General features: G+C 33.1%; 15 protein-coding genes. 7 read left to right on the top strand and 8 right to left on the bottom strand.

Going from position 1 to position 22,505, the window contains the following annotated elements; all coding sequences use genetic code 11:
* A complete protein-coding gene (nadA, locus tag AC15TD_RS05220; protein ID WP_484451075.1) occupies window positions 1-927 on the bottom strand; it encodes a quinolinate synthase NadA in 927 nt (308 codons plus the stop codon).
* Window positions 928-1,049: 122 nt separating this feature from the next.
* On the opposite strand from nadA, the gene AC15TD_RS05215 reads away from it, so the two are divergent.
* A complete protein-coding gene (locus tag AC15TD_RS05215) occupies window positions 1,050-1,496 on the top strand; it encodes an RrF2 family transcriptional regulator (protein ID WP_484451074.1) in 447 nt (148 codons plus the stop codon).
* 11 nt (window positions 1,497-1,507) lie between these two features.
* Here AC15TD_RS05215 and AC15TD_RS05210 read toward each other — a convergent pair whose 3' ends face one another.
* From AC15TD_RS05210 to nrdG, 3 genes are all read right to left on the bottom strand, one after another.
* A complete protein-coding gene (locus tag AC15TD_RS05210; protein WP_484451073.1) occupies window positions 1,508-3,325 on the bottom strand; it encodes a hypothetical protein in 1,818 nt (605 codons plus the stop codon).
* A 166-nt stretch (window positions 3,326-3,491) separates the two neighbouring features.
* Entirely contained in the window at window positions 3,492-5,360 is a 1,869-nt protein-coding gene (nrdD, locus tag AC15TD_RS05205; protein WP_484451072.1) for an anaerobic ribonucleoside-triphosphate reductase, read from the bottom strand.
* Between the two features lie 5 nt (window positions 5,361-5,365).
* Window positions 5,366-5,815, bottom strand: coding sequence for an anaerobic ribonucleoside-triphosphate reductase activating protein (nrdG, locus tag AC15TD_RS05200; RefSeq protein ID WP_484451071.1), 450 nt, complete (start codon window positions 5,813-5,815; stop codon window positions 5,366-5,368).
* Between the two features lie 394 nt (window positions 5,816-6,209).
* On the opposite strand from nrdG, the gene AC15TD_RS05195 reads away from it, so the two are divergent.
* Entirely contained in the window at window positions 6,210-8,798 is a 2,589-nt protein-coding gene (locus AC15TD_RS05195) for a phosphoenolpyruvate carboxylase (RefSeq protein ID WP_484451070.1), read from the top strand.
* A gap of 77 nt (window positions 8,799-8,875) precedes the next feature.
* Here AC15TD_RS05195 and AC15TD_RS05190 read toward each other — a convergent pair whose 3' ends face one another.
* The 4 genes from AC15TD_RS05190 to AC15TD_RS05175 form a co-directional block, all read right to left on the bottom strand.
* Entirely contained in the window at window positions 8,876-10,120 is a 1,245-nt protein-coding gene (locus tag AC15TD_RS05190; RefSeq protein ID WP_484451069.1) for an ammonium transporter, read from the bottom strand.
* Window positions 10,121-10,135: 15 nt separating this feature from the next.
* Window positions 10,136-10,474 carry a P-II family nitrogen regulator gene (locus AC15TD_RS05185; protein ID WP_484451068.1) on the bottom strand — a complete coding sequence of 113 codons (339 nt, stop codon included), beginning with the start codon at window positions 10,472-10,474 and terminating at the stop codon, window positions 10,136-10,138.
* 259 nt (window positions 10,475-10,733) lie between these two features.
* A complete protein-coding gene (locus AC15TD_RS05180) occupies window positions 10,734-12,017 on the bottom strand; it encodes an ammonium transporter (RefSeq protein ID WP_484451067.1) in 1,284 nt (427 codons plus the stop codon).
* A gap of 88 nt (window positions 12,018-12,105) precedes the next feature.
* The gene (locus tag AC15TD_RS05175; protein ID WP_484451066.1) at window positions 12,106-13,140 is read right to left on the bottom strand and encodes a porin; all 1,035 of its coding nucleotides are present in this window, start codon (window positions 13,138-13,140) and stop codon (window positions 12,106-12,108) included.
* Between the two features lie 466 nt (window positions 13,141-13,606).
* Between AC15TD_RS05175 and gltB the strand changes: the two genes are divergently transcribed.
* From gltB to AC15TD_RS05150, 5 genes are all read left to right on the top strand, one after another.
* Complete coding sequence (gltB, locus tag AC15TD_RS05170; RefSeq protein ID WP_484451065.1) at window positions 13,607-18,121, top strand: glutamate synthase large subunit; 4,515 nt, start codon at window positions 13,607-13,609, stop codon at window positions 18,119-18,121.
* A gap of 4 nt (window positions 18,122-18,125) precedes the next feature.
* The gene (locus AC15TD_RS05165) at window positions 18,126-19,589 is read left to right on the top strand and encodes a glutamate synthase subunit beta (RefSeq protein ID WP_484451064.1); all 1,464 of its coding nucleotides are present in this window, start codon (window positions 18,126-18,128) and stop codon (window positions 19,587-19,589) included.
* An 89-nt stretch (window positions 19,590-19,678) separates the two neighbouring features.
* Window positions 19,679-19,975, top strand: a complete 297-nt coding sequence (locus AC15TD_RS05160) for a hypothetical protein (RefSeq protein ID WP_484451063.1) — start codon at window positions 19,679-19,681, stop codon at window positions 19,973-19,975.
* An 87-nt stretch (window positions 19,976-20,062) separates the two neighbouring features.
* Complete coding sequence (locus AC15TD_RS05155) at window positions 20,063-21,655, top strand: SulP family inorganic anion transporter (protein WP_484451062.1); 1,593 nt, start codon at window positions 20,063-20,065, stop codon at window positions 21,653-21,655.
* 6 nt (window positions 21,656-21,661) lie between these two features.
* Window positions 21,662-22,495 (top strand): universal stress protein, encoded by an 834-nt coding sequence (locus tag AC15TD_RS05150; protein WP_484451061.1) that lies wholly within the window; start codon window positions 21,662-21,664, stop codon window positions 22,493-22,495.
* Window positions 22,496-22,505 lie beyond the last annotated feature (10 nt).

Below are 22,505 nucleotides of genomic sequence, written 5' to 3'. Positions count from 1 at the left end.
TTATTTTGATAACTCAAGCATACGTTCGATAGGTAATAATGCTCTTTTCCTAATGTCTTCTGGAACTTCTATCTGTGGTGTTTCATTTAGTAAACAATCGTGCAATTTTTGGATGGTATTCACTTTCATAAAACCACATTCACTACAAGCACAAGTATTATCTTCATATGTTGGTGCCGGAACCAACTCTGTATTCGGAACTTCCTGTTGCATTTTATGCAATATACCGGCTTCCGTGGCGACTATAAATTTTTCTTTAGGGTGCTCCTTAACATAATTTATCATACCAGCTGTAGATCCAATGTAAGTTGCCGTGTTCAAAATATGCTCCTCAGATTCTGGATGTGCGATAATTTTATGCTCAGGATGTTTTTTATGTAATACTATTAACTTATCAATTGAAAAAGCTTCATGAACAATACAACTGCCATCCCAAAGTAACAAATCTCGGCCCGTTTCTTTAATGATATACTTTCCTAAATTTTTATCTGGAGCAAAAATAATAGGAACGTCTCTGGGAATCGATTCAACAATTTTTAATGCGTTAGAAGAGGTGCAAACGATGTCACTTAAAGCCTTAATTTCTGACGAACAATTTACATAAGTAATTACTACATGATTAGGATGCTGTTTTATAAACACTGAAAAGGCTTCTGGCAGACAAGAATCTGCTAACGAACAACCGGCATCTAGATCGGGCAATACGACGGTTTTTGTTGGGTTTAATATTTTGGCAGTTTCGGCCATGAAATGAACCCCTGCAAAAACAATAATATCGGCGTCTGTTTCTGCCGCTATTTGGGACAAACCTAGACTATCACCAACATAATCTGCTATATCTTGAATGTCTGCTGTTTGGTAAAAATGAGCTAGAATTACAGCATTTTTTTGCTTTTTAAGTTGTATTATTTTTTCCTTTATATCCATTTCTAGAATTATAAAAATATAGTTAATAAAATTATTGCTTTTTAACTTAAAAACATAAAAATTCATTCGGTTAAAGACTAAAACATCTTTTTTTTACTATGTTTGAAAAATAAAAATATTCTATGTTATCAAATGCTTGTCAATACGCTATTCGTGCTATTTTGTATTTAGCTATACAAACCGATGAAAGTACTAAAATTGGTGTCAAAACAATTGCTGAAAATCTTGAAACGCCCCAGCCCTTTTTAGCGAAATTATTACAACAATTAACTAAAGGAAAATTGGTTTCTTCGACCAAAGGTCCAAATGGTGGTTTTTACCTTTCAGAAAAAGATAAAGAAAATGCTATTTGGGATGTAATTAAAAACATTGATGGCACTTCTAAATTTGATAATTGCTACTTAGGATTATCGCAATGTAATGACGAAACGCCATGCCCTGTACATTTTATAGTATCACCATTTAAAAACAAACTATTAGAAAATTTTAGAGACAAAACTATTTCTGAATATGTTGTTGAAATCAAACAAACTGGTAAAATATTATCTCTAAAAGATTTATCTTTTTAAAAAATCGAAAATCAGGCTTTAACCCCAACAAGCGAAAGATTTTCTATTTCTGAATGAATATTTTGTAAGATTTGAGCACTTAATTCTAATTCTTGTAAAACCGTCTGTTTAATATCTTCAAACGCATTTGAAACGTTATTAAATAAATTTCGGTAATACAAAACCCCTTCGTTCATGTTATTTGTAAAGGTTAACAAGTATTTTTCTTCTTTTTTATTCATACTGTATTTAGCCTCTTCTATTTTGTTTTTTAAATAATCAATATAGATGTGAAGTTCTTTTACAAATAGATTAGGTCTATCAGTTCTAGTGATGACATTCGCTCTTCCATAAATATGATCTGTGATGTTTTTTAAACTCATAATATTTGAATAGTATGCCATATTTGGTCCTGGACACATAGAGACTCCTTGCCCTTCAACTTTTGTATCTAAATTATAGGCTAATAACGCAGATGTGCCTAAACCTACACACGTACATGTTTTTTCTGTAATTTTATTTAAAGCATATTTATACTCTTCAACTGGTAGTTCTTTATCATCAAGCTCTTTTATTTTTAAATATTGATATTCTCTAGAAGCCGTACAAATTCCACTTTCTTTAAATTCTTTGTTTAGGGATACGAATTTTTTAGGACACGAACTTCCTGGTCTTCCTTTATCAATAAAATGCTCTTTTTCTAAATCCTTTGTGTTGTCTTTAAGGTTGTTAAATGGAATTCCTAAAGGAGAAATATCACTTAAATACAAATCTTCTTCTTTTGCTTCAACCAATTGATTCAATGTTTTATCATCGACTGTTGTTGCCTCCGGAACCAATAAAAATGGCGTTCCCCAACCAATGGAATCTAAATTATAATGACCCATTAAAAACCTATGCTCTTCTTCTGTACCAACACCCCCCTGAGCTGATATTTTTAATTCTAAAGGCTTTTTTGAAACAGCACGTTTTTGATTAATTAGTTCTTGTTCTAACAGCTGTTGAATAGACAATCTTAATTCTTCTCTTTTTTCTTTGAATTCTGCCAAAACTGGCCCTAGAAGATTACCATCTGTAGCAAAGGCATGACCACCACAATTAAGACCAGATTCAATTCTATATTCTGAAACCCATAACCCTTTTTTTGCCAAAAACTTACCCTGAATCATCGCCGATCTATAATCACTTACTTTCAATATTATTTTTTTATTGAAATGACCATCTTCATTAGGATAAAAATCTTCAAACTGACTCATATAAGCATAAAGTCTAGGGTTCATTCCTGCTGAAAGCACCACCGATGATTTTAATTTACTATTTGCAAACCCTCTTAGAGCTGCATGAGCATCATTAAATTCTATTGGCAACTTCACATCTTTAATGTAGTTGTCTTTATCAACCTTGGTCATAATATTAACATCGATACTTCCCATTGTTAACGTATTTGATGCCCATTTTTTTATTTCTGAAATATTAATTCCGTTTTCTGTAAGTTTTTTAAACTCTTCTTTAAGCGTGGAACTTTCTGGAAGCATGCTTATGTAAGCTTTAATGTCTTCAACTTTTCCGTTAGCAACATCCTTTAATGCTTCAAACTTTTTTTCAGCTAAATCACTGACTAAATCTAAATATGATGTAATTCTCTTGGCTCTAAAGTCCTCAATTTTATTAGTGATTTCCTTATAAGGAATTTCAAATTTTTCACTATACATTTTTCTTAATTTCTCTATTAATATGTCATCAACTAAAGAAACCACAGAATCCATTCCATACTGAGCAACTTTCAATGGTGTATCTATTGTAAATCCAATTCCCATAACAGGAATGTGAAATGAGTGTGTTTTTTTCATATGAAATTTATAATTCAAGCTTTTAAATAAAATAATCACCTAATCTTTAAATTTGTAATTAAAGGCTCGGTGATTTCTCTTTGCAATTAATCAATAAAGATACTCGGTAAAAACTTTAAAGAATATGATATATATCATAAAAAACAAGATGCTTCAAGTTTAAATTCTATTTTAAACTTGAAATTGCAACTGTTTCTTGGTTCTTTTCTTGAAATTTTGTTATCGTGTCAAGCCTAACTTCTACGAGCCTGTTTAGTGGCTTTTCTTTGTGATAATATCTTAATTGGTGTTCTTGCTGTCTGCCAGAACTAAAGCTTGATACCCGTTTTAAATAACCAATAACACGAGTCGCGTGATCAACATCATGAGAACCACAAGTAGTACATACATAATTCGTTTTTTTATCTATGGCATTGCAATGATTGCAAATTGTAATTTTAATATTGAAACAGAAATAGTTACATCCAGCAGCAGCGGTGGCGTGAATAAGTTTAACAAACCCTTCTTTGCTAGGTGATTCTTCAAGATTAAGGTGAAGTGCAGAACCGCCATCAAGATATTTAATAATACCCTTACCATGTAATACGATTTTATCAAGGGTATTGGTTTGTTGGTCTTCGACACTGTAGAAATAAGAGTTGTAACAATCTCTGAGAACAAATAATCCATCTTCTCTATCCCATTTAGCATTTTTTACACCTAAGTTTTCCGCAGGTACAAACTCTGTATTAAACATATAACCATGCTGTTTTTTAGCTAATTTATTTTCATCATAAATAGCCTTTAAATGCTCATTGACAAACTTTTTATAGCTTTGGTTATTACCAACATGAATACCCTGACTTTCGGCAGCTTCAACCATGCCATTAATTCCAATGGTTAAAAATTGTTTATCGAGCGATATAAAACCTGCTTGATATACAGGGAGCAAACCGGCTTTTTCATACTCTTCAATAAGACTTCTGTAGGCTAATTGATATTTATGTATTTTTCTGACTTCTTCAACAATTATAGCACCTTTTTGAATTAATCGATTCATATTAAGTGTAATAACATTAATTGAACCTGTTGCAACCCCTCCAGCCCCTAATGAATAACTAAATGTATTATCGCTTATTTCATTGCGCAACCTACAACAGGATGCTAAACTATCAGCACTTTCTGATTGATAAATAAAGAATGAATTTCCTTCACTTAATTCTTGCGCGCACATGTTTGTAAAATCTTTGTCTACAGGTTTGCCTTCATTAACCAACATAGCTGCTGTTACTACAGGAAAGGTTAGAATAGCTTTACTGCGTTCTTGGTTAAACCATTTCATAAAAAAGGCTTGAAGTTTTTTAACGCTTTCCCATTGTGGCTTGGTCATATCTGGAAATACAAAATCTGAAAACATACTATTAAAATAGGATTCATCATATATTGAAATATTCCAAAAAACAGATTGATAGCCTCTGGCTGCTGCTGGTTGATTAACGGCATACACCACATGCTGCAAATGATTTGCAACGACCATCTCATTCGTTTCAAGATAATTTTCACCATAATCTTTTGATGCAAAATGATCGAAGTACATTAAAAATTCAACCGTTGCCAAAGCACCAGCAAATTGAGAACTAATAGCAAAAACTAAATTTACGAACTCCCCACAAAAACTTTCAAGATGTTTAGGTGCTCTACTTTCTCCACCTACTTTAGTAAGTCCGTCTAAAAGAAACGGATACATACTAATAGATACACAGTAGGGTTTTAAAGATGTTTCATCATGTACATAAATTTCATGTGATTCTATTTGTCTTGTATATTCATTTGCTAAATCTTCACCAAACAACGAAGCGATTTTTCGTTTTATCAAGGCCCTATTAACCTGAATATTGATATCCTTATTAAGTTCTGCCTCCATCGTAGCAATGTTTTTTGAAGTGACATTAGCATTGGCATCAACTTTTGAACCATCGGCAGCGTTTGAAGAATTAATATAATGATTAATAAAATCTATTTTTTTGTTTACTTGTGAGTCGGTTAGTCGTATCATATGATTCAGGATTTTATAAATAAATTATTTTGGACGGTATTAGTTTTAAGATCAATAAATTTTTGATTGGTTTCTAAACTATTTAATCCTCCCAATTCAGCAACCCATTTTCCTGTTTTTAACCAATTTAATTGGTTGCGTATTGCTTTTGATACGGTTTCCTGTCCTGTATATAAACAAGTCTTAAATTGAAGTTTCTTTGCTATTTTTAGCATGTTAAGTAGTTCTTCTTCATGCCATTCGCCACCCATAAAAAGAACACAGGTAGCAAGATCGTCGTATTGTAATAATAGTTTTTCAAATTTTTTATTGGTAAGTAATTCTCCGTTTTCCTCACTCCATAAGTGAGGAGAGTGACAACCTTCGCATCGAATAGGACATCCACAAATGTGAAAACACAAACTAATTTCTCCTGGAACTTCTTGAAATACGACTTGAAAATCGGAATAATTCATATTTGAATATTATTTAAAGGATTATAAGGTCTTTTTATGGTTTATAAAAATAAAGACTAATAACCCTCATATAAAATCAAATCAAATGAGTTATTAAAAATGTTATTAACATTAATATAACAACCACTTTATAAGACCTTTATATTAATTAAAGAACTGTTAAATAATTCGAATTTCATTCTTATAACTTAAAAAAGTTAGGAACTATAGCAATCTAATATATTTAAATGCCTTATTCAATATACTCATAAAGAGATACTAATTAACGAACGGTTTTTTTTAATTATTCCCAATAAGTATTCAATATACTTTAAAATTCAATAAAACTTTTAATAGGACGCCCTGATTAATTTATGCTTCATTACTTTTACGTATAATTTTATAAGAATACGCTATGTCTATAGAACCTAAATTATCACGTTTTAAGCAAAACGTTTTGTCAAAATATCAAATTTATAATAGTATATTTATGACACTACCTTTTGATACGATTACAAAAACTGGTGTTCTGCTGCCTTTGTTTCATGAAACTTGTAAAAAGGGATTCTCAAACGGTGATGATCCAACCACGATAGTTGACACTTTTTTTAAAAAATATCAAGCTAGAAGAAACAAAGAAAGTCAAATAAATTTATTATTTAGATTTATTCAATATATAGAACGTCAGGTGGTATTATTTGATGCCATTGAAGATGCCGCTTTTCCTGTGGTAAATAATATGGAGGGAATTGGAACACTAAGAAACCTTAAAGAAGCTGCTGTTTCTGAAAACAGATTAGAAGAGTTAAAAAATTATCTAGATGAATTTAAAGTTCGAATTGTTTTAACAGCGCACCCAACACAGTTTTACCCAGGTTCTGTTTTAGGGATTATTACCGATTTAACTGAAGCCATTAAAGACAATAATCTTAAAGAAATTAATAATTTATTTGCTCAACTCGGCAAAACACCCTTCTTTAAACACGAAAAGCCAACTCCATATGACGAGGCTGTTAGTTTAATATGGTATTTAGAAAATGTATTTTACACCTCCTTTGGGGAAATATATAATTACATTCAGCAAAACATTTATGACGATAGCAGAAAGCATAATGATATTATAAATATTGGTTTTTGGCCCGGTGGTGATAGAGATGGAAACCCATTTGTAAAACCGGAAACCACTTTAAAAGTGGCACAAAAACTTAAACAATCTGTCCTTAAAAAATATTATGCAGACCTAAAAAGTTTAAGACGTAAACTTACTTTCAGAGGTGTTGAAGAACGTATCATCCGATTAGAGACCATTGCATATAATTTCAGCATAGATTTAAACACACCAGAAACCTTAACAGCTAAAGAGCTACTAAGAGAATTACTGGATATTAGAAATACGGTTGTGAAAAATCATCAGTCATTATATGTTTCTGAAATTAATAGTTTAATAAACAGAATTCGCCTTTTTGGGTATCATTTTGCAACCTTGGATATTAGACAAGATAGTAGAATTCATCATTCTGTATTCACAACAGTAATAGACCATTTAATTGAAGTCGGTCATTCTTCGTTCCCTAAAAATTATCATGATTTATCTGAAGATGATCAAATAAAAATTTTATCTGAAGCGACTGAAGGCAATATAGATATTAATGCCTTTGAAGATGAAATGGTTTACAATACGCTTAGAACCATTGAATCTATAAAATATATTCAAGAAACCAATGGCGAAAAAGGAGCTAACAGATATATTATAAGCAATAATCAAACAGCACTTAATGTGATGCAGCTTTTTGCTATGTTAAAACTTGTAGCATTTAAAGATGAATTAACGGTTGACGTTGTGCCCCTTTTTGAAACCATTACCGACTTAGAAAATGCACCAAAAGTGATGGAGCAGTTATACACTAATCCTAATTATATGGCGCATTTAAAAAGTAGAGGAAATAAACAAACCATCATGTTAGGTTTCTCTGATGGTACTAAAGATGGTGGTTATTTAATGGCTAACTGGGGAATCTATAAAGCTAAAGAACTATTAACAAAAATGTCAAGAAAATATGATATTGCAGCTATATTTTTTGACGGACGTGGTGGTCCACCAGCAAGAGGTGGTGGAAAAACACATCAATTTTACGCTTCTCTAGGCCCTAACATTGAGGACAAAGAAGTACAGCTTACTATTCAAGGACAAACCATTAGTTCTAATTTCGGAACCTTAGATTCTTCGCAATATAACTTAGAACAATTAATAAGTTCTGGAATGTTTAATCGCCTAGGAAAAAACAAACTTGCATTATCTGATGAAGATAGAGAAGTAATGAGTGATTTGGCCGAAATGAGTTATGAAGCCTACAAAAACTTTAAAAATCACCCTATGTTCATTCCTTACCTGGAAAGAATGAGTACGCTTAAATATTATGCAAAAACCAATATAGGAAGTAGACCATCAAAACGAGGCACTTCAGATAAGTTAGTCTTTTCAGATTTAAGAGCCATTCCGTTTGTTGGTTCTTGGAGTCAGTTAAAACAAAATGTTCCTGGTTTCTTTGGTGTTGGTATTGCTTTAAAAGCGTATGAAGATAAAGGTGAATTCCACAAAGTGGAATCTTTGTATAAAAATTCAAAATTCTTTAAGACCTTATTAGAAAACTCTATGATGTCTTTAACCAAATCGTTTTTTGATTTAACTCAGTATATGTCTAAAGACGAAGAGTTTGGTGGTTTTTGGAATATTATTCACGATGAATATTTAAACACCAAACAAATTCTTTTAAAACTTACGGGATATAAAGAATTAATGGAGAATGAACCTTCTGGAAAAGCATCTATCGAGGTTAGAGAATCTATCGTATTACCCTTATTAACCATACAACAATATGCGCTTAAAAAAATTCAAGAATTAGAAAAAGAAGATGTGAAAGATGAGGAGCAAATGAAAATTTATGAAAAGATTGTAACACGTTCTCTATTTGGGAATATTAATGCTAGTAGAAATTCTGCTTAATACTTTCTAGGCTCTGTTACCAAATAAAAAAAGGAAGCTAAAATTTAGCTTCCTTTTTTTATAGTTTTAAACTAACATTAATGCTCATTTAATCTAAAATCTGGATAAGCATCCATTCCATGTTCATGAGCATCTAATCCTTCTATTTCTTCTTTTTCAGAAACTCTTATACCCACTGTTTTCTTTAATATAAAAATAATAACAAATGCTGATAAAAGACAAAAAACAGCGTAAGAGGCAACCCCTGTTAACTGAATCATAAATTGTTCAAACCCAGCTTTGGCGCCAAAAATACCAACAGCAAGTGTTCCCCAAATACCACAAATTAGATGAACAGCAATTGCTCCTACCGGATCATCTAATTTTATTTTGTCTATACAAGCAACAGCTATTACAATTAATGTACCAGCTATGGATCCAATTAAAATAGCATCTGTAGGACTCATTTGATCTGCCCCTGCAGTAATCCCAACTAAACCACCTAAAATACCATTTAGAAACATTGTTAAATCTAAGTTTTTATACATCGCTGTAGATACTAACATGGACACGACACCCCCTGCTGCTGCTGCTAAACACGTTGTTACTAATGTTAATGAAGTTGCTGCTGGATCTGCAGAAAGCACAGAACCACCATTAAAACCAAACCAACCTAACCATAAGATTAAGACGCCTGCTGTTGCTAAAGGAATGTTGTGACCGGGAATAGCTTGAGGTTTTCCGTTTTTAAACTTACCAATTCGCGAACCTAGCAACCAAACAGCTATTAATGCTGCCCATCCACCAACCGAGTGAACAAGTGTCGATCCTGCAAAATCATAAAAGCCTTCTGTTTCTCCAAATTTAAGGGTAGATAAAAATCCACCACCCCATTGCCATGATCCAGCAATTGGATATACAAGTCCTACATAAAATATAGTAAATATCATAAAGGGTACTATCTTCATACGCTCAGCGACTGCTCCAGAAACAATCGTTGCAGCGGTTGCAGCAAACATACCTTGAAATAAGAAATCAGTCCAATAGGTATACCCTTCATTATATGCTAAATCTAAAGCTCCATCAGTCGCTAGGGGAGAATCAAGTCCGAAACCTGCAAACCCTAAAAATCCATTAAACTCACCTGGATACATAAGGTTAAATCCAACGAGACAGTATAATAAAAGTCCTGTTGTAATTATAAAGACGTTTTTAAATAATATGTTTAATGTATTTTTTTGTCTGGTTAACCCTATTTCTAAAAATGCAAATCCTAAGTGCATAAAAAAAACGAGTGCTGTACAGATCATCATCCATACATTATTTGTAGTAAGTAATTCCATATTTAGTTTTGTTTATTATTTTAAAGTATCGCCTCCGTTTTCACCGGTTCTAATTCTATATGTTTCAAGTACATCAGAAACAAAAATCTTTCCATCTCCTACTTCTCCTGTTCCTGCTGATTTTATGATAGCCTTAACCGTTGCTTCTGCAAAATCTTCATTAACCACGATTGACAAGTATCGTCTTTGTATATCGCTAGTACTATAACTTACACCTCTGTAAACGTGTCCTTCTTTTTCATTACCTAAGCCAGTAACATCCCAGTAAGAAAAAAAGTTGACCCCAACATCATGAAGGGCTTCTTTTACCTGACGGTATTTTGATTTTCTAATAATTGCTTCAATTTTCTTCATTATATTGTAGTTTATGATTTCGTCGCTAAAATATAAAATTTAACCTATAAGCCTATAAATTTTAGGGTATGAGATATAATAAATTCTAAAAATTCAATAAGACCCCCTTTTTCTTAGGGATTTATTTATAAAATTATAAAAATACTTTAAATATGATATTGATGTAGCTAGTCCTTAACACTTAAAATCTTTTTTTTAGTAAAAAGAAAAAAGCCTTATTTAAATAAGGCTTTTTTTTATAATTGTTAAAGAATAATTATTATTCCATTTCTCTTTGTCTCTTACCAGGGTATGCAATCGTTCCATGTTCAGAAATATCAAGACCGGCTAGTTCTTCTTCTTCAGTAACTCTTAATCCGCCAAAGGCTTTCTTAATAATAAACAAGAAGATAAAAGATAAAGCAATTGCCCAAACAGCATAAGCTAAAACCCCAATGGCCTGAGCACCTAACTGAGCAGCTCCTCCACCATTTAAGATTCCAATTGGCGTATCACCATCAACACCCCAAAGACCTATTACTAATGTTCCCCAAGCTCCGGCAATACCGTGCACAGATATCGCTCCTACAGCATCATCAATTTTTAAAGTTTTTTCAACAAATCCAATAGCTAATACTACAAGGATACCACCAGCTAAACCAGCTAATACAGCACCACCTTCTGTCATATTACCACAACCTGCAGTAATACTTACAAGTCCTGCAAGCGCGCCATTTAAAGTCATCCCTAAATTAGGTTTTCCTAGTTTAATCCAAGTAAATAGTAATGCACCTAGAGCACCAGCTGCAGCGGCTAAGTTTGTTACAAGTACTACTTGTGAAGCAGCCGCAGCATCATCTCCACCCCAAGCTAATTGAGAACCACCGTTAAAACCAAACCATCCTAACCAAAGGATAAAAACACCTAAGGTAGCGTACATTTGGTTATGACCATGCATTTCTACTGGCTTACCATCAAGGAATTTACCAATTCTAGGACCTACCATCCAAGCAGCTACAAGAGCAGCCCATCCACCTACAGAGTGAACAATAGAAGAACCTGCAAAATCAATAAATTCAGCTGGCATCCATTCAGCGTTTAACCAACCACCATTCCATTCCCAACCACCAGCGATTGGATAAATAACAGCTGTTAAAACAATACTAAATATAGCATAGGTTGTATATTTTGTTCTTCCTGCAATAGCTCCAGATACAATAGTTGCAGCGGTTGCAGCAAATACTGTTTGGAAAAATAAATCGGCAGCACCTTGAGAGAAGATAAAACTGCTCCAGTGGAAGTAACCTCCACCAGAAACATCAGAACCGTACATTAAAGAATATCCAACAAACCAGAAAGCTAAAGAACCTACTGCGATGTCTAGGAAATTTTTCATAGCGATGTTCACCGCATTTTTAGAATCTGTCATTCCAGATTCAACTAAAAAGAAACCAGCCTGCATGAAGAATACAAGAATACCAGAAATTAGCATCCACATCATTCCCATATCGCCTTCAATAGCGGCAGTATCTTGAATTATTAAGGGTAAATTTAATAAAGACATATTAATATAATTTTGAGGGTTATTAAATAAACACAAGCAAGTTCTTAGTTAGAGAACTTGCTTATATTCTCTTTTTCTTGTTAACACATTAGAATGAGTAGATTGCAGCTAATACAAATGAACCAAGACTTTTTGATCCAACTAGGTCATTATCAATAAACGCTTCTTCTGAAGCACTATCTAATCTAATTTCTGGTTTAATAGTTAAGTTGTCTATTGCTAAGCTACCTGTCAAAGTAACTGCGAATACAGAACCATCACCATCTGCATCGTAACCTCCAATTGCTCCAGCGCCAAACTCAGTCTCAGTGAAATACTCGCCTCTTAATCCTATTGTAAAAGAATCAGAAGTAGCTAATTGAGGGTATAATGCAACACCAGCAAATGAACCACCATCTTCAACATCTAGATAAGCTGCGTTGATGCCTAAGAAGAAATCATCAGACAAATCAAATCCACCTGTAAAATCTATTTCAGTGAAAGACGGGTCTAGTAAAAAGTTTAAGAATTGTCCTGAATATCCTAATTGAGCTCCAAATGCATAGTCTCCTGATGAATTGAACTCAGTGAAATCAGTATCATTCATAACAGCTAACATTAAACTAAAATCTTCACCTAAAGCAAAATCAGCTTTTAGACCTGTATGGCTAAATGGTCCATAAGAGAATAAATAAGAGGTGCTGTAGTTAAAATTTGCAGTAGGAGAAATTACTTCATACCCTAAAAAGGTGTTAAAGTTACCCATGGTTAATGTTACAGACTCACTAACATTCCAGTAAGCATATAATTGGTTAATAATATTAGACGATGCATAAAAAGGATCGGCTTGAGGAGAATTAAATACTGCGTCAGCACCTCTTGGGCCAAAAACTAAATCAGCAACAAAACCTACTTTTTCGCCTTCATAAGACATTATAACGTTTGCCATACCTAAAGCAAAACCAGGTAAATTAGCAAAAGAAGATCCTGGAGCGATAGCATTTTCATCATTAGGGGCAGTTAAATTTGCTCTGTAATAAGCATCAATACTACCACTTACAGAAAAAGAAGGAGCCGTTGCTTCCTCTTGAGCAAAAATTGCCGTTGCCATAAAAAGCATTGAAAGTGTAATAATTTTTTTCATGATTGTTTAATTTTAAGTTATTGTTTTTAAATGTTATTTTTTTGTTAATACGGCGTAAACTTATGTAAAAAAGTTTTACCCCCTAAAAAAATAGGGGGTATTTGATTAACTTTTATTGATTTTATGGTTTTACCCCTATTTTTTTAGATGCATTCTAATTATATTTTGATTTTTTGGTTTTTTGACAATGTAAAGAATTGAATTATTGTCAGAAACTATAACCGTTTGATGTCATTCTTTTTAAGAATATCAGTTTTTATCGGCTATTATTAACATATTTATATTTATACTTAAATTTTAACTATTGAATATTTAATAATTTTTCTTTATTATATTGATATATCATTATTTATATATCATATATGCATCAAAAATCGAAATAATGAATTAGCACTTGTTGTAATTCAAAATCTACTGCATATATTCGCTATGAAAAGTCTTATTTCAAACTAAAAATTTGTTGATTATGTTGAAGAAACAAGGAATGTATTTGCCAGAATTTGAACATGAAAATTGTGGGGCAGGTTTTATTTGTAATCTTAAAGGAGAGAAAACAAATCAAATCATTCATGATGCCTTAGAAATTCTTGTAAAACTAGAGCATAGAGGTGGTGTAAGTGCCGATGGAAAAACAGGCGACGGCGCTGGCTTGCTTATAGATATTCCTCATGATTATTTTATACGTGTTTGTGATTTTAAAATCCCTGCTCAAAGAGAATATGCGGTAGGTATGGTTTTTTTACCAAAAGTATCTAACCAATATGAATTTTGTAAAAATATTTTTGAAAAAGAAATAGAGGTACAAGGATTATCGCTTTTAGGATGGAGAAAAGTTCCTGTAGACTCTTCAAACCTCGGTGAAATTGCATTAGCATCAGAGCCAATTATAGAGCAATTATTTGTTGGCAAAACTGAGGATATCTCTGAAGGTGTTTTTAAAGCAAAACTTTATGCTGCTCGTAAAATTACTGAACACACTATCAGCAACTCAAAAATTTCTGAAAGTGGTTGTTTTTACGTACCAAGTTTGTCAACAACCACCTTAATATACAAAGGGATTATCATGCCCGAAGATATTGGGCCCTATTATACCGATTTACAACAAATAGATTTAGTAACACGTTTGGCATTAGTGCATCAAAGATTCTCAACCAACACCATGCCAACCTGGGAATTAGCACAGCCATTCCGGTTTATGTGTCAAAATGGGGAAATAAACACCTTGAGAGGCAATGTAAGTAGGATGCGTGTTCGTGAAGAAATTATGAAAAGTGATGTGTTCGGGCCTCAAATAGATAAATTATTCCCAATCATTTTGCCTGGAAAATCAGATTCTGCTTCTATGGATATGGTTGTTGAATTACTCACTCACTCAGGAAGATCTTTACCAGAAATTATGATGATGATGATTCCTGAAGCATGGGAAAAACATATAACCATGACCGAAGAAAGAAAAGCATTCTATGAGTATAATGCTTGCATCATGGAACCATGGGATGGCCCGGCATCAGTGCCGTTTACCGACGGAGATTACATTGGTGCTTTATTAGACAGGAATGGATTAAGACCTTCAAGATATACCATTACAAAAAGCGGCAAACTCATTATGTCTTCTGAAATTGGTGTAGTTGATATTGCTCCTGAAGATGTTGAAAAACACGGCCGATTAGAACCCGGAAAAATGTTCTTGGTAGACATGAATAAAGGCCGCATTATTGAAGATGAAGAAATTAAAAGTAAAATTGTTTCAGAAAGACCTTATAAAGAATGGTTAGACAATAAAAGGCTGCACTTAAAAGATGTGCCTTACACTAATGACACGTGCCCCATAGAAACCATTGATATAAAGACAAGACAACGTTTATTTAATTATACTTTCGAAGATATTCAAGAGGTTATTACACCAATGGCAGTCTCTGGTAAGGAAGCACTCGGCTCCATGGGTACTGACACACCTTTAGCGGTATTATCAGATAGGCCTCAACTTATTTCAAATTATTTTAAACAATTATTTGCACAAGTTACAAACCCACCATTAGATGGTATTCGTGAAGAAATTGTAACTGATATTAGTTTAAACCTTGGTAAAGACAGAAATATTTTTAGTATTACCGAAAGACAATGTAGAAAACTAAGAATACAAAATCCAGTTATTTCTAATGCTGATTTAGAAAAAATAAGAACTATTTCTATTGAAGGTTTTAAAGCGGAGACTATTGAAATTTTATATCAAAAATCACAAGGACTTAATGGCCTTGAAAATGCTTTAGAAGACATTATAGTTCAAATAACGAAAGCCTTAGATAGACGTTCAAACATAATTATTCTTTCTGATAGAGGTGTTAACAAAGAGTTCGCTCCTATTCCAGCACTTTTAGCTTGTTCATATGTAAATCATCAAATGAATCGTTTACGTAAGCGCTCTTATTTTGATATTATTATTGAATCTGCAGAACCCCGTGAACCACATCACTTTGCAACCCTTTTTGGTTATGGCGCTAGTGCCATTAACCCATATATGGTTAACGAAATTATCAGAATGCAAGTAAAAGAAGGATTCATTGTAGATATGGATGAACAAAAAGCAGTTGATAATTTTAATAAAGCCATTGGAAAAGGAATTTTAAAAGTTATGAATAAAATAGGAATCTCTACGCTTCACTCGTATAGAGGTTCTCAAATTTTCGAAATCGTAGGTTTTAATTCTCAATTTGTTGAAAAATATTTTCCTTATACAGCTTCACGAATTGAAGGTATTGGCTTATATGAAATTGAAAAGGAAATTAATGAGCGTTATAAATATGCCTATCCAGATAATTTAATAGACAAACGATTAGGTTTAAATATTGGTGGCGATTACAGATGGAGACGAAACGGCGAAAAACACTTATTTAATCCAACAACGGTTGCTAAATTACAGCAAGCTGTTAGATTAAGTGATCAGACAAGTTATGATGTGTATTCTAAAGCAATCAACGAACAGTCCGAAAATTTAATGACGATTCGGGGCTTATTTGAGTTTGACAATTTAGATCCTATTCCTATTGATGAAGTTGAAGATTGGACAGAGATTGTAAAGCATTTTAAAACAGGTGCCATGTCGTATGGATCTATTTCTCGCGAAGCACATGAAAACTTAGCCATTGCTATGAATCGTATTGGTGGAAAGAGCAATTCTGGGGAAGGCGGTGAAGACCGGAAACGTTTTCATCCAGATGTGAATGGTGATAGTCGTAATTCTGCTATTAAGCAAGTGGCATCAGGTCGTTTTGGCGTAACCTCGCATTATTTAACAAATGCTCGTGAGATTCAAATTAAAATGGCTCAAGGTGCTAAACCAGGAGAAGGTGGTCAATTACCAGGTTACAAAGTATTACCTTGGATTGCAGCTGCAAGAAACTCAACGCCTTTTGTTGGATTGATATCACCCCCTCCACATCATGATATTTATTCTATTGAAGATTTAGCACAATTAATATTCGATTTAAAAAATGCCAACAGAGAGGCTAGAATTAATGTAAAATTAGTATCTGAAGTTGGTGTTGGTACTATTGCCGCTGGAGTTGCTAAGGCTAAAGCCGATGTTGTTTTAATTTCTGGATATGATGGCGGTACAGGCGCATCCCCTTTAACGTCTCTAAAACATGCTGGTTTACCATGGGAACTTGGTTTATCAGAAGCGCAGCAAACTTTAGTTTTAAATAACTTAAGAAGTAGAATTGTTGTTGAATGTGACGGCCAGTTAAAAACAGGTCGTGATGTTGCAATCGCTGCTTTATTAGGTGCCGAAGAATTTGGTTTTGCCACAGCACCATTAGTAGCTTCAGGTTGTATTATGATGCGAAAATGCCATTTGAATACTTGTCCAGTCGGCATCGCTACACAAGACAAAGAATTGCGTAAAAACTTTAAAGGCACACCAGAGCATGTAATTAATTTCTTCTTTTATATTGCTGAAGAATTAAGAGGAATCATGGCACAATTAGGGTTTAGAACATTAAAAGAAATGGTTGGTCAAACGCATAAAATAAACGCTAATAAAGCCATTAAGCATTATAAAGCAAAAGGTTTAGACCTATCAGCAATTTTACACAGACCAGAAGCCTACAGGAAAATGCCTGTTAGAAATACAGAACAACAAGATCATCATTTAGAAGATGTACTTGACTTCACCATACTTAAAGATTCTCATAGGGCTTTATATAGAAAGGAAAAAATGGATTTAGCATATCCTATTAATAATACAAACCGAACCGTTGGCGCCATTGTAAGTAATGAAATTTCAAAAATTTATGGTCACCTTGGTTTACCTGAAGATACCCTAAACATTAGTTTTAAAGGGTCTGCAGGGCAAAGCTTTGGTGCATTTGGAGCTCATGGTTTAACCTTCATACTTGAAGGAAATACCAATGACTACTTAGGCAAAGGTTTATCGGGAGCAAAACTGATTGTAAAAAAACCTATCAAAGCTGATTTTATAGCTGAAGACAATATTATTGTGGGTAACGTTTGCTTGTTTGGAGCGGTTCAAGGACAAGCCTACATTAATGGTATTGCAGGTGAACGCTTTGCGGTTAGAAATTCTGGTGCTACAACTGTTGTAGAAGGTGTTGGTGATCACTGTTGTGAATATATGACGGGAGGAAAAGTAGTTGTACTAGGAAAGACAGGTAGAAACTTTGCTGCCGGAATGAGTGGCGGGATTGCTTATGTTTATGATCCTGATAATAAATTCACAAACGGATTATGTAATACCGAAACTATTGAATTTGAGACTATGACGGCTGAAGACGATATAGAATTAAAAGCATTGATTGAAAAACACGTTTTATATACAAACAGTAACTTAGGACATACTTTGTTAGCCGATTGGAAAAACAGCCTAAGTAATTTTGTGAAAGTTATGCCAACAGAATATAAGCTCGCCTTAAAGCGTTTAGAGACCGAAGAACCAATGGTAGAAGAATTAACAACAACATAGTGTCATGGGAAAAGTAACAGGATTTAAAGAATTTGAAAGACAGGATGAAACTTACACGCCCGTATCCGATCGTGTAAAACATTATAAAGAATTTACTGTGTCTTTAAGTGAGGCCGATATTACAAAACAAGGGTCTCGATGTATGGATTGTGGTATCCCATTTTGCCATAGTGGTTGTCCTTTAGGTAACCTAATTCCAGATTTTAATCATATGGTTCACCAAGGTGAATGGCAAAAAGCGTCTTGGATATTACATTCAACTAACAATTTTCCAGAATTTACGGGGCGTTTGTGCCCCGCTCCTTGTGAAAAATCATGCGTTTTAGGAATCATTGAAGATCCAGTTTCTATTGAAAATATAGAAAAACAAATTGTAGAACGCGCTTTTAAAGAAGGTTGGATTAAACCACAACCACCAAAAAACAGAACTGATAAAAGTATAGCCATTGTAGGTTCTGGACCAGCTGGTTTAGCGGCAGCTCAACAATTAAACAGAGCTGGGCATACCGTTACTGTTTTTGAAAGAGATGATGAAGTTGGTGGATTATTACGCTATGGAATCCCCAATTTTAAAATGGAAAAAGGAATAATAGATAGAAGAGTCGCCATTTTGGAAGCAGAAGGTATTATCTTTAAAACGAACGTGAATGTTGGAGAAAACTATGATGTAAAAGATTTAAAATCATTTGATGCTGTGGTTTTGTGTGGTGGCGCTACCGAAAAAAGAAGCCTACCAACGCCTGGAATTGATGCTGATGGTGTAGTGCAAGCCATGGATTTCTTAACACAACAAACTAAAGTCTTGTTTGGAAAAGAAGTAAAAAATCAAATTCTTGCAACCGATAAACATGTGATTGTTATTGGTGGTGGGGATACAGGTTCAGATTGTATAGGAACGTCTAATCGTCACGGAGCCAAATCAGTTACTAATTTTGAAATTATGCCAAAACCTCCTGGGCATCGTTCTCCATCTACACCTTGGCCTTATTGGCCTTTACAATTAAAAACATCATCGTCACATGAAGAAGGTGTTGAAAGAAACTGGTTAATTAACACCAAGGAGTTTGTAAAAGATAAAGATGGTAAATTATCAGCCTTAAAAACAGTAAATGTTGAATGGAAAATGGTTCCTGGTGAACGTCCTCAACTTATAGAAATTGAGGGTACTGAAAAAACATGGCCTTGTGAATTAGCCTTACTTGCTTTGGGTTTTACAGGACCAGAAAGCACAATTGCAGACCAATTAGGTATTCAAAAAGATGCACGTTCAAACTATAAAGCTGAGTATGGCAAATATCAAACCAATATCCCTAATATTTTTACTGCCGGTGATATGCGTCGCGGACAATCTTTAATTGTTTGGGCTATTTCAGAAGGTCGTGAAGCTGCCAGACAAGTTGATATTTATTTAATGGGTAAATCAGATTTGCCTTCAAAAGATATGGAAGGAGACTTAGTTTCTATTTAGCCTAGATGTCTGATTTAGGATGTTTTAAAGAATATTTAACACTTTAAAACATGATATATGTTATATTTGTTTTTTTCAAAATTAATTTAATGCATAAGAAACCAATAGCACTATTTTTTACAGTATTATTTATGGCGTTTATTGTAACGCCATCAATTATTGCCGTAATGGACAATTCTATTGATACTTCAATCTTTTATTCATTAACAGAAGAAGAGGAAAATGGAAAAGTGAAAAACTTATTATCGCCCTTTTCTTCACAAAACAATGATGTTTCTGCAGATTTATCACTAAAAGTCAACCAATTTTTTAGTTATAGATTTAAGAATTATCCAAAACCTCATTTAAATCTCATTTTTCCACCTCCGGAATCTCACATATTATAATTTCAGTTTATTTAGGCTTAAATAAGTCTATTTTATTCATTTTTAACTAATCTTGGCTAAATAGCCATTGAGTAAAATTATTATAATATGTTTAAATATATTAAAAGTGACTTGCCTGCGAGTATAGTCGTGTTTTTTGTTGCATTACCTTTATGTTTAGGTATAGCCTTAGCCAGTGGAGCTCCTTTATTTTCAGGAGTTATTGCAGGTATCATTGGAGGTATTGTAGTCGGGTCATTAAGTGGATCTAAAATAGGCGTTAGTGGTCCAGCTGCCGGACTTGCTGCCATTGTATTAACAGCAATAGGTGCTTTAGGAGGATATGAAAACTTTTTAGTTGCTGTTGTTTTAGGTGGCGTTATTCAGTTGATTTTTGGAGTTTTAAAAGCCGGTGTTATTGGTTATTATTTCCCATCTTCTGTTATTAAGGGAATGCTAACTGGTATTGGAATTATTATTATATTAAAACAAATCCCTCATTTCTTTGGCTATCATGCCGATCCTGAAGGTGACTTTGCCTTTTTTCAGGTAGATGGCGAGAATTCATTTTCAGAAATAATTAATATGGTTAATTACATAAAACCTGGACCTGCTTTAATTGGCGTTATAGGTTTAAGTATTTTAATTTTTTGGGATCAAGTTTTATCAAAAAAAGGTAAATTTTTTCAAGTTATTCAAGGACCTTTAGTTGCTGTTGTAATAGGTATTATTTTTTATACCCTAACAAAAACAAACGATGTGTTAGGTATTTCTGCATCGCATTTAGTAAGTGTTCCTATTCCAGAAGATGCCACCTCATTTTTTAATCAGTTTAGCTTTCCGAATTTTAGCGCCATTACAAATCCAGAAATTTGGGTTACAGCATTTACCATTGCTTTAGTTGCAAGTTTAGAAACACTTTTATGCGTTGAAGCTACAGATAAATTAGACCCGCACAAAAATGTCACACCAACCAACAGAGAGTTACTCGCTCAAGGTACAGGAAATATTCTTTCTGGTTTAATTGGAGGCTTACCTATTACACAGGTAATAGTGCGTAGTTCTGCCAATATTCAATCTGGAGGAAGAACTAAATTATCGGCAATATTTCATGGATTCCTCTTATTAATATCGGTCATCTTAATCCCTAGATTGCTTAATATGATTCCTTTATCTGTACTAGCTGCTATTTTATTAATAGTTGGTTACAAATTAGCAAAACCAGGATTGTTCAAGAAAATGTATAATTTAGGATGGAAACAATCTATTCCTTTTAATGCCACTGTTTTAGGAATTGTTTTTACCGATTTATTAGTTGGAATTGGGCTTGGTTTAGGTGTTGGAATTATAGTTATACTTTTAAAAAGTTACCAAAACTCTCATTTTCTTCATATTGAAGATAAAAGTAACGGAAAACATAAAATAAAAATGACCCTCGCCGAAGAGGTAACCTTTTTTAATAAAGGAGCAATTTTAAAAGAACTCGAAAGTTTGCCAAGAGATACTTATTTAGAATTAGATCTTCTTAAAACAAGATATTTAGACCATGATATTATTGAAATTCTAGAAGACTTTGCATTCAAAGCAAAAGAAAGAAATATTGATATTAAGTTAGTTTCAAAACGCGGTATTGTTGAAAATCCTTCAAGTTTTATTGAATTCTTTGAACAAAGACCTAAGTCTAACTTAAGTTTAAATTAGTATATAATGGAAAATAAGAAATATAAAATTTTAGTCCTTTCTGATTTAAAAGACGCTACAAATAATACTATAAAAAGCACCGTAAGTCTTTCTAAAATGATTAATGCAGACATACAATTTTTCTACGTAAAAAAGCCTACTGATATCATAGAAAAAGAGAATCAGTTATCGGCTATTCGTACTATAAATCATGAATATACAGCGACAAAAAAGAAAATTCAGGACATTGTTAACCCTTTTTTTGAAACCTACGGTGTACCCATTAATTACAGATTTGCTTTTGGTAATGTTAAAAATGAAATTAGTACATACATTGAAGAATATCAACCGGATATCATTGTACTTGGTAAAAGAAAATCAAAAACTCTAAAATTTATTGGAGATAATATTACTGATTTTGTTCTAAAAAAACATGACGGAGTTATTATGATAGTGGCTAATAGCAATACTTTAGAACCAAATAAAGAACTTTCACTTGGTATCCTAAATGGCATAGAACAGAATTTAAATATAGCGTTTGCAGACGATTTAATGAAGCATATTAAGGAACCGTTAAAATCGTTCAAAATAGTCAATAATACCACCTCTATAAAAGAAGGAAATACTGATATAAAGAGACAAACCATTGAATATGTATTTGAAAAAGGAGATAATTCTATAGAATATCTTTCTAACTATCTTTCAAAAAAAAACATTAACTTACTATGTGTTGATAGAGTTAAAAAGAATACTGAAAAGATAGAAAACATAAGTGAATTTGAAATAAAAGATGTCATAAGTAAGCTTAATGTATCGCTATTATTAACTGGTAGCGCATCTTATTCTAAACTTGAGAATTAAACTAAATTAA

This window comes from Yeosuana sp. (assembly GCF_057126245.1).
Note: the sequence above shows the minus strand (reverse complement) of the source record. Positions and strands in the feature narration are given on the sequence as shown.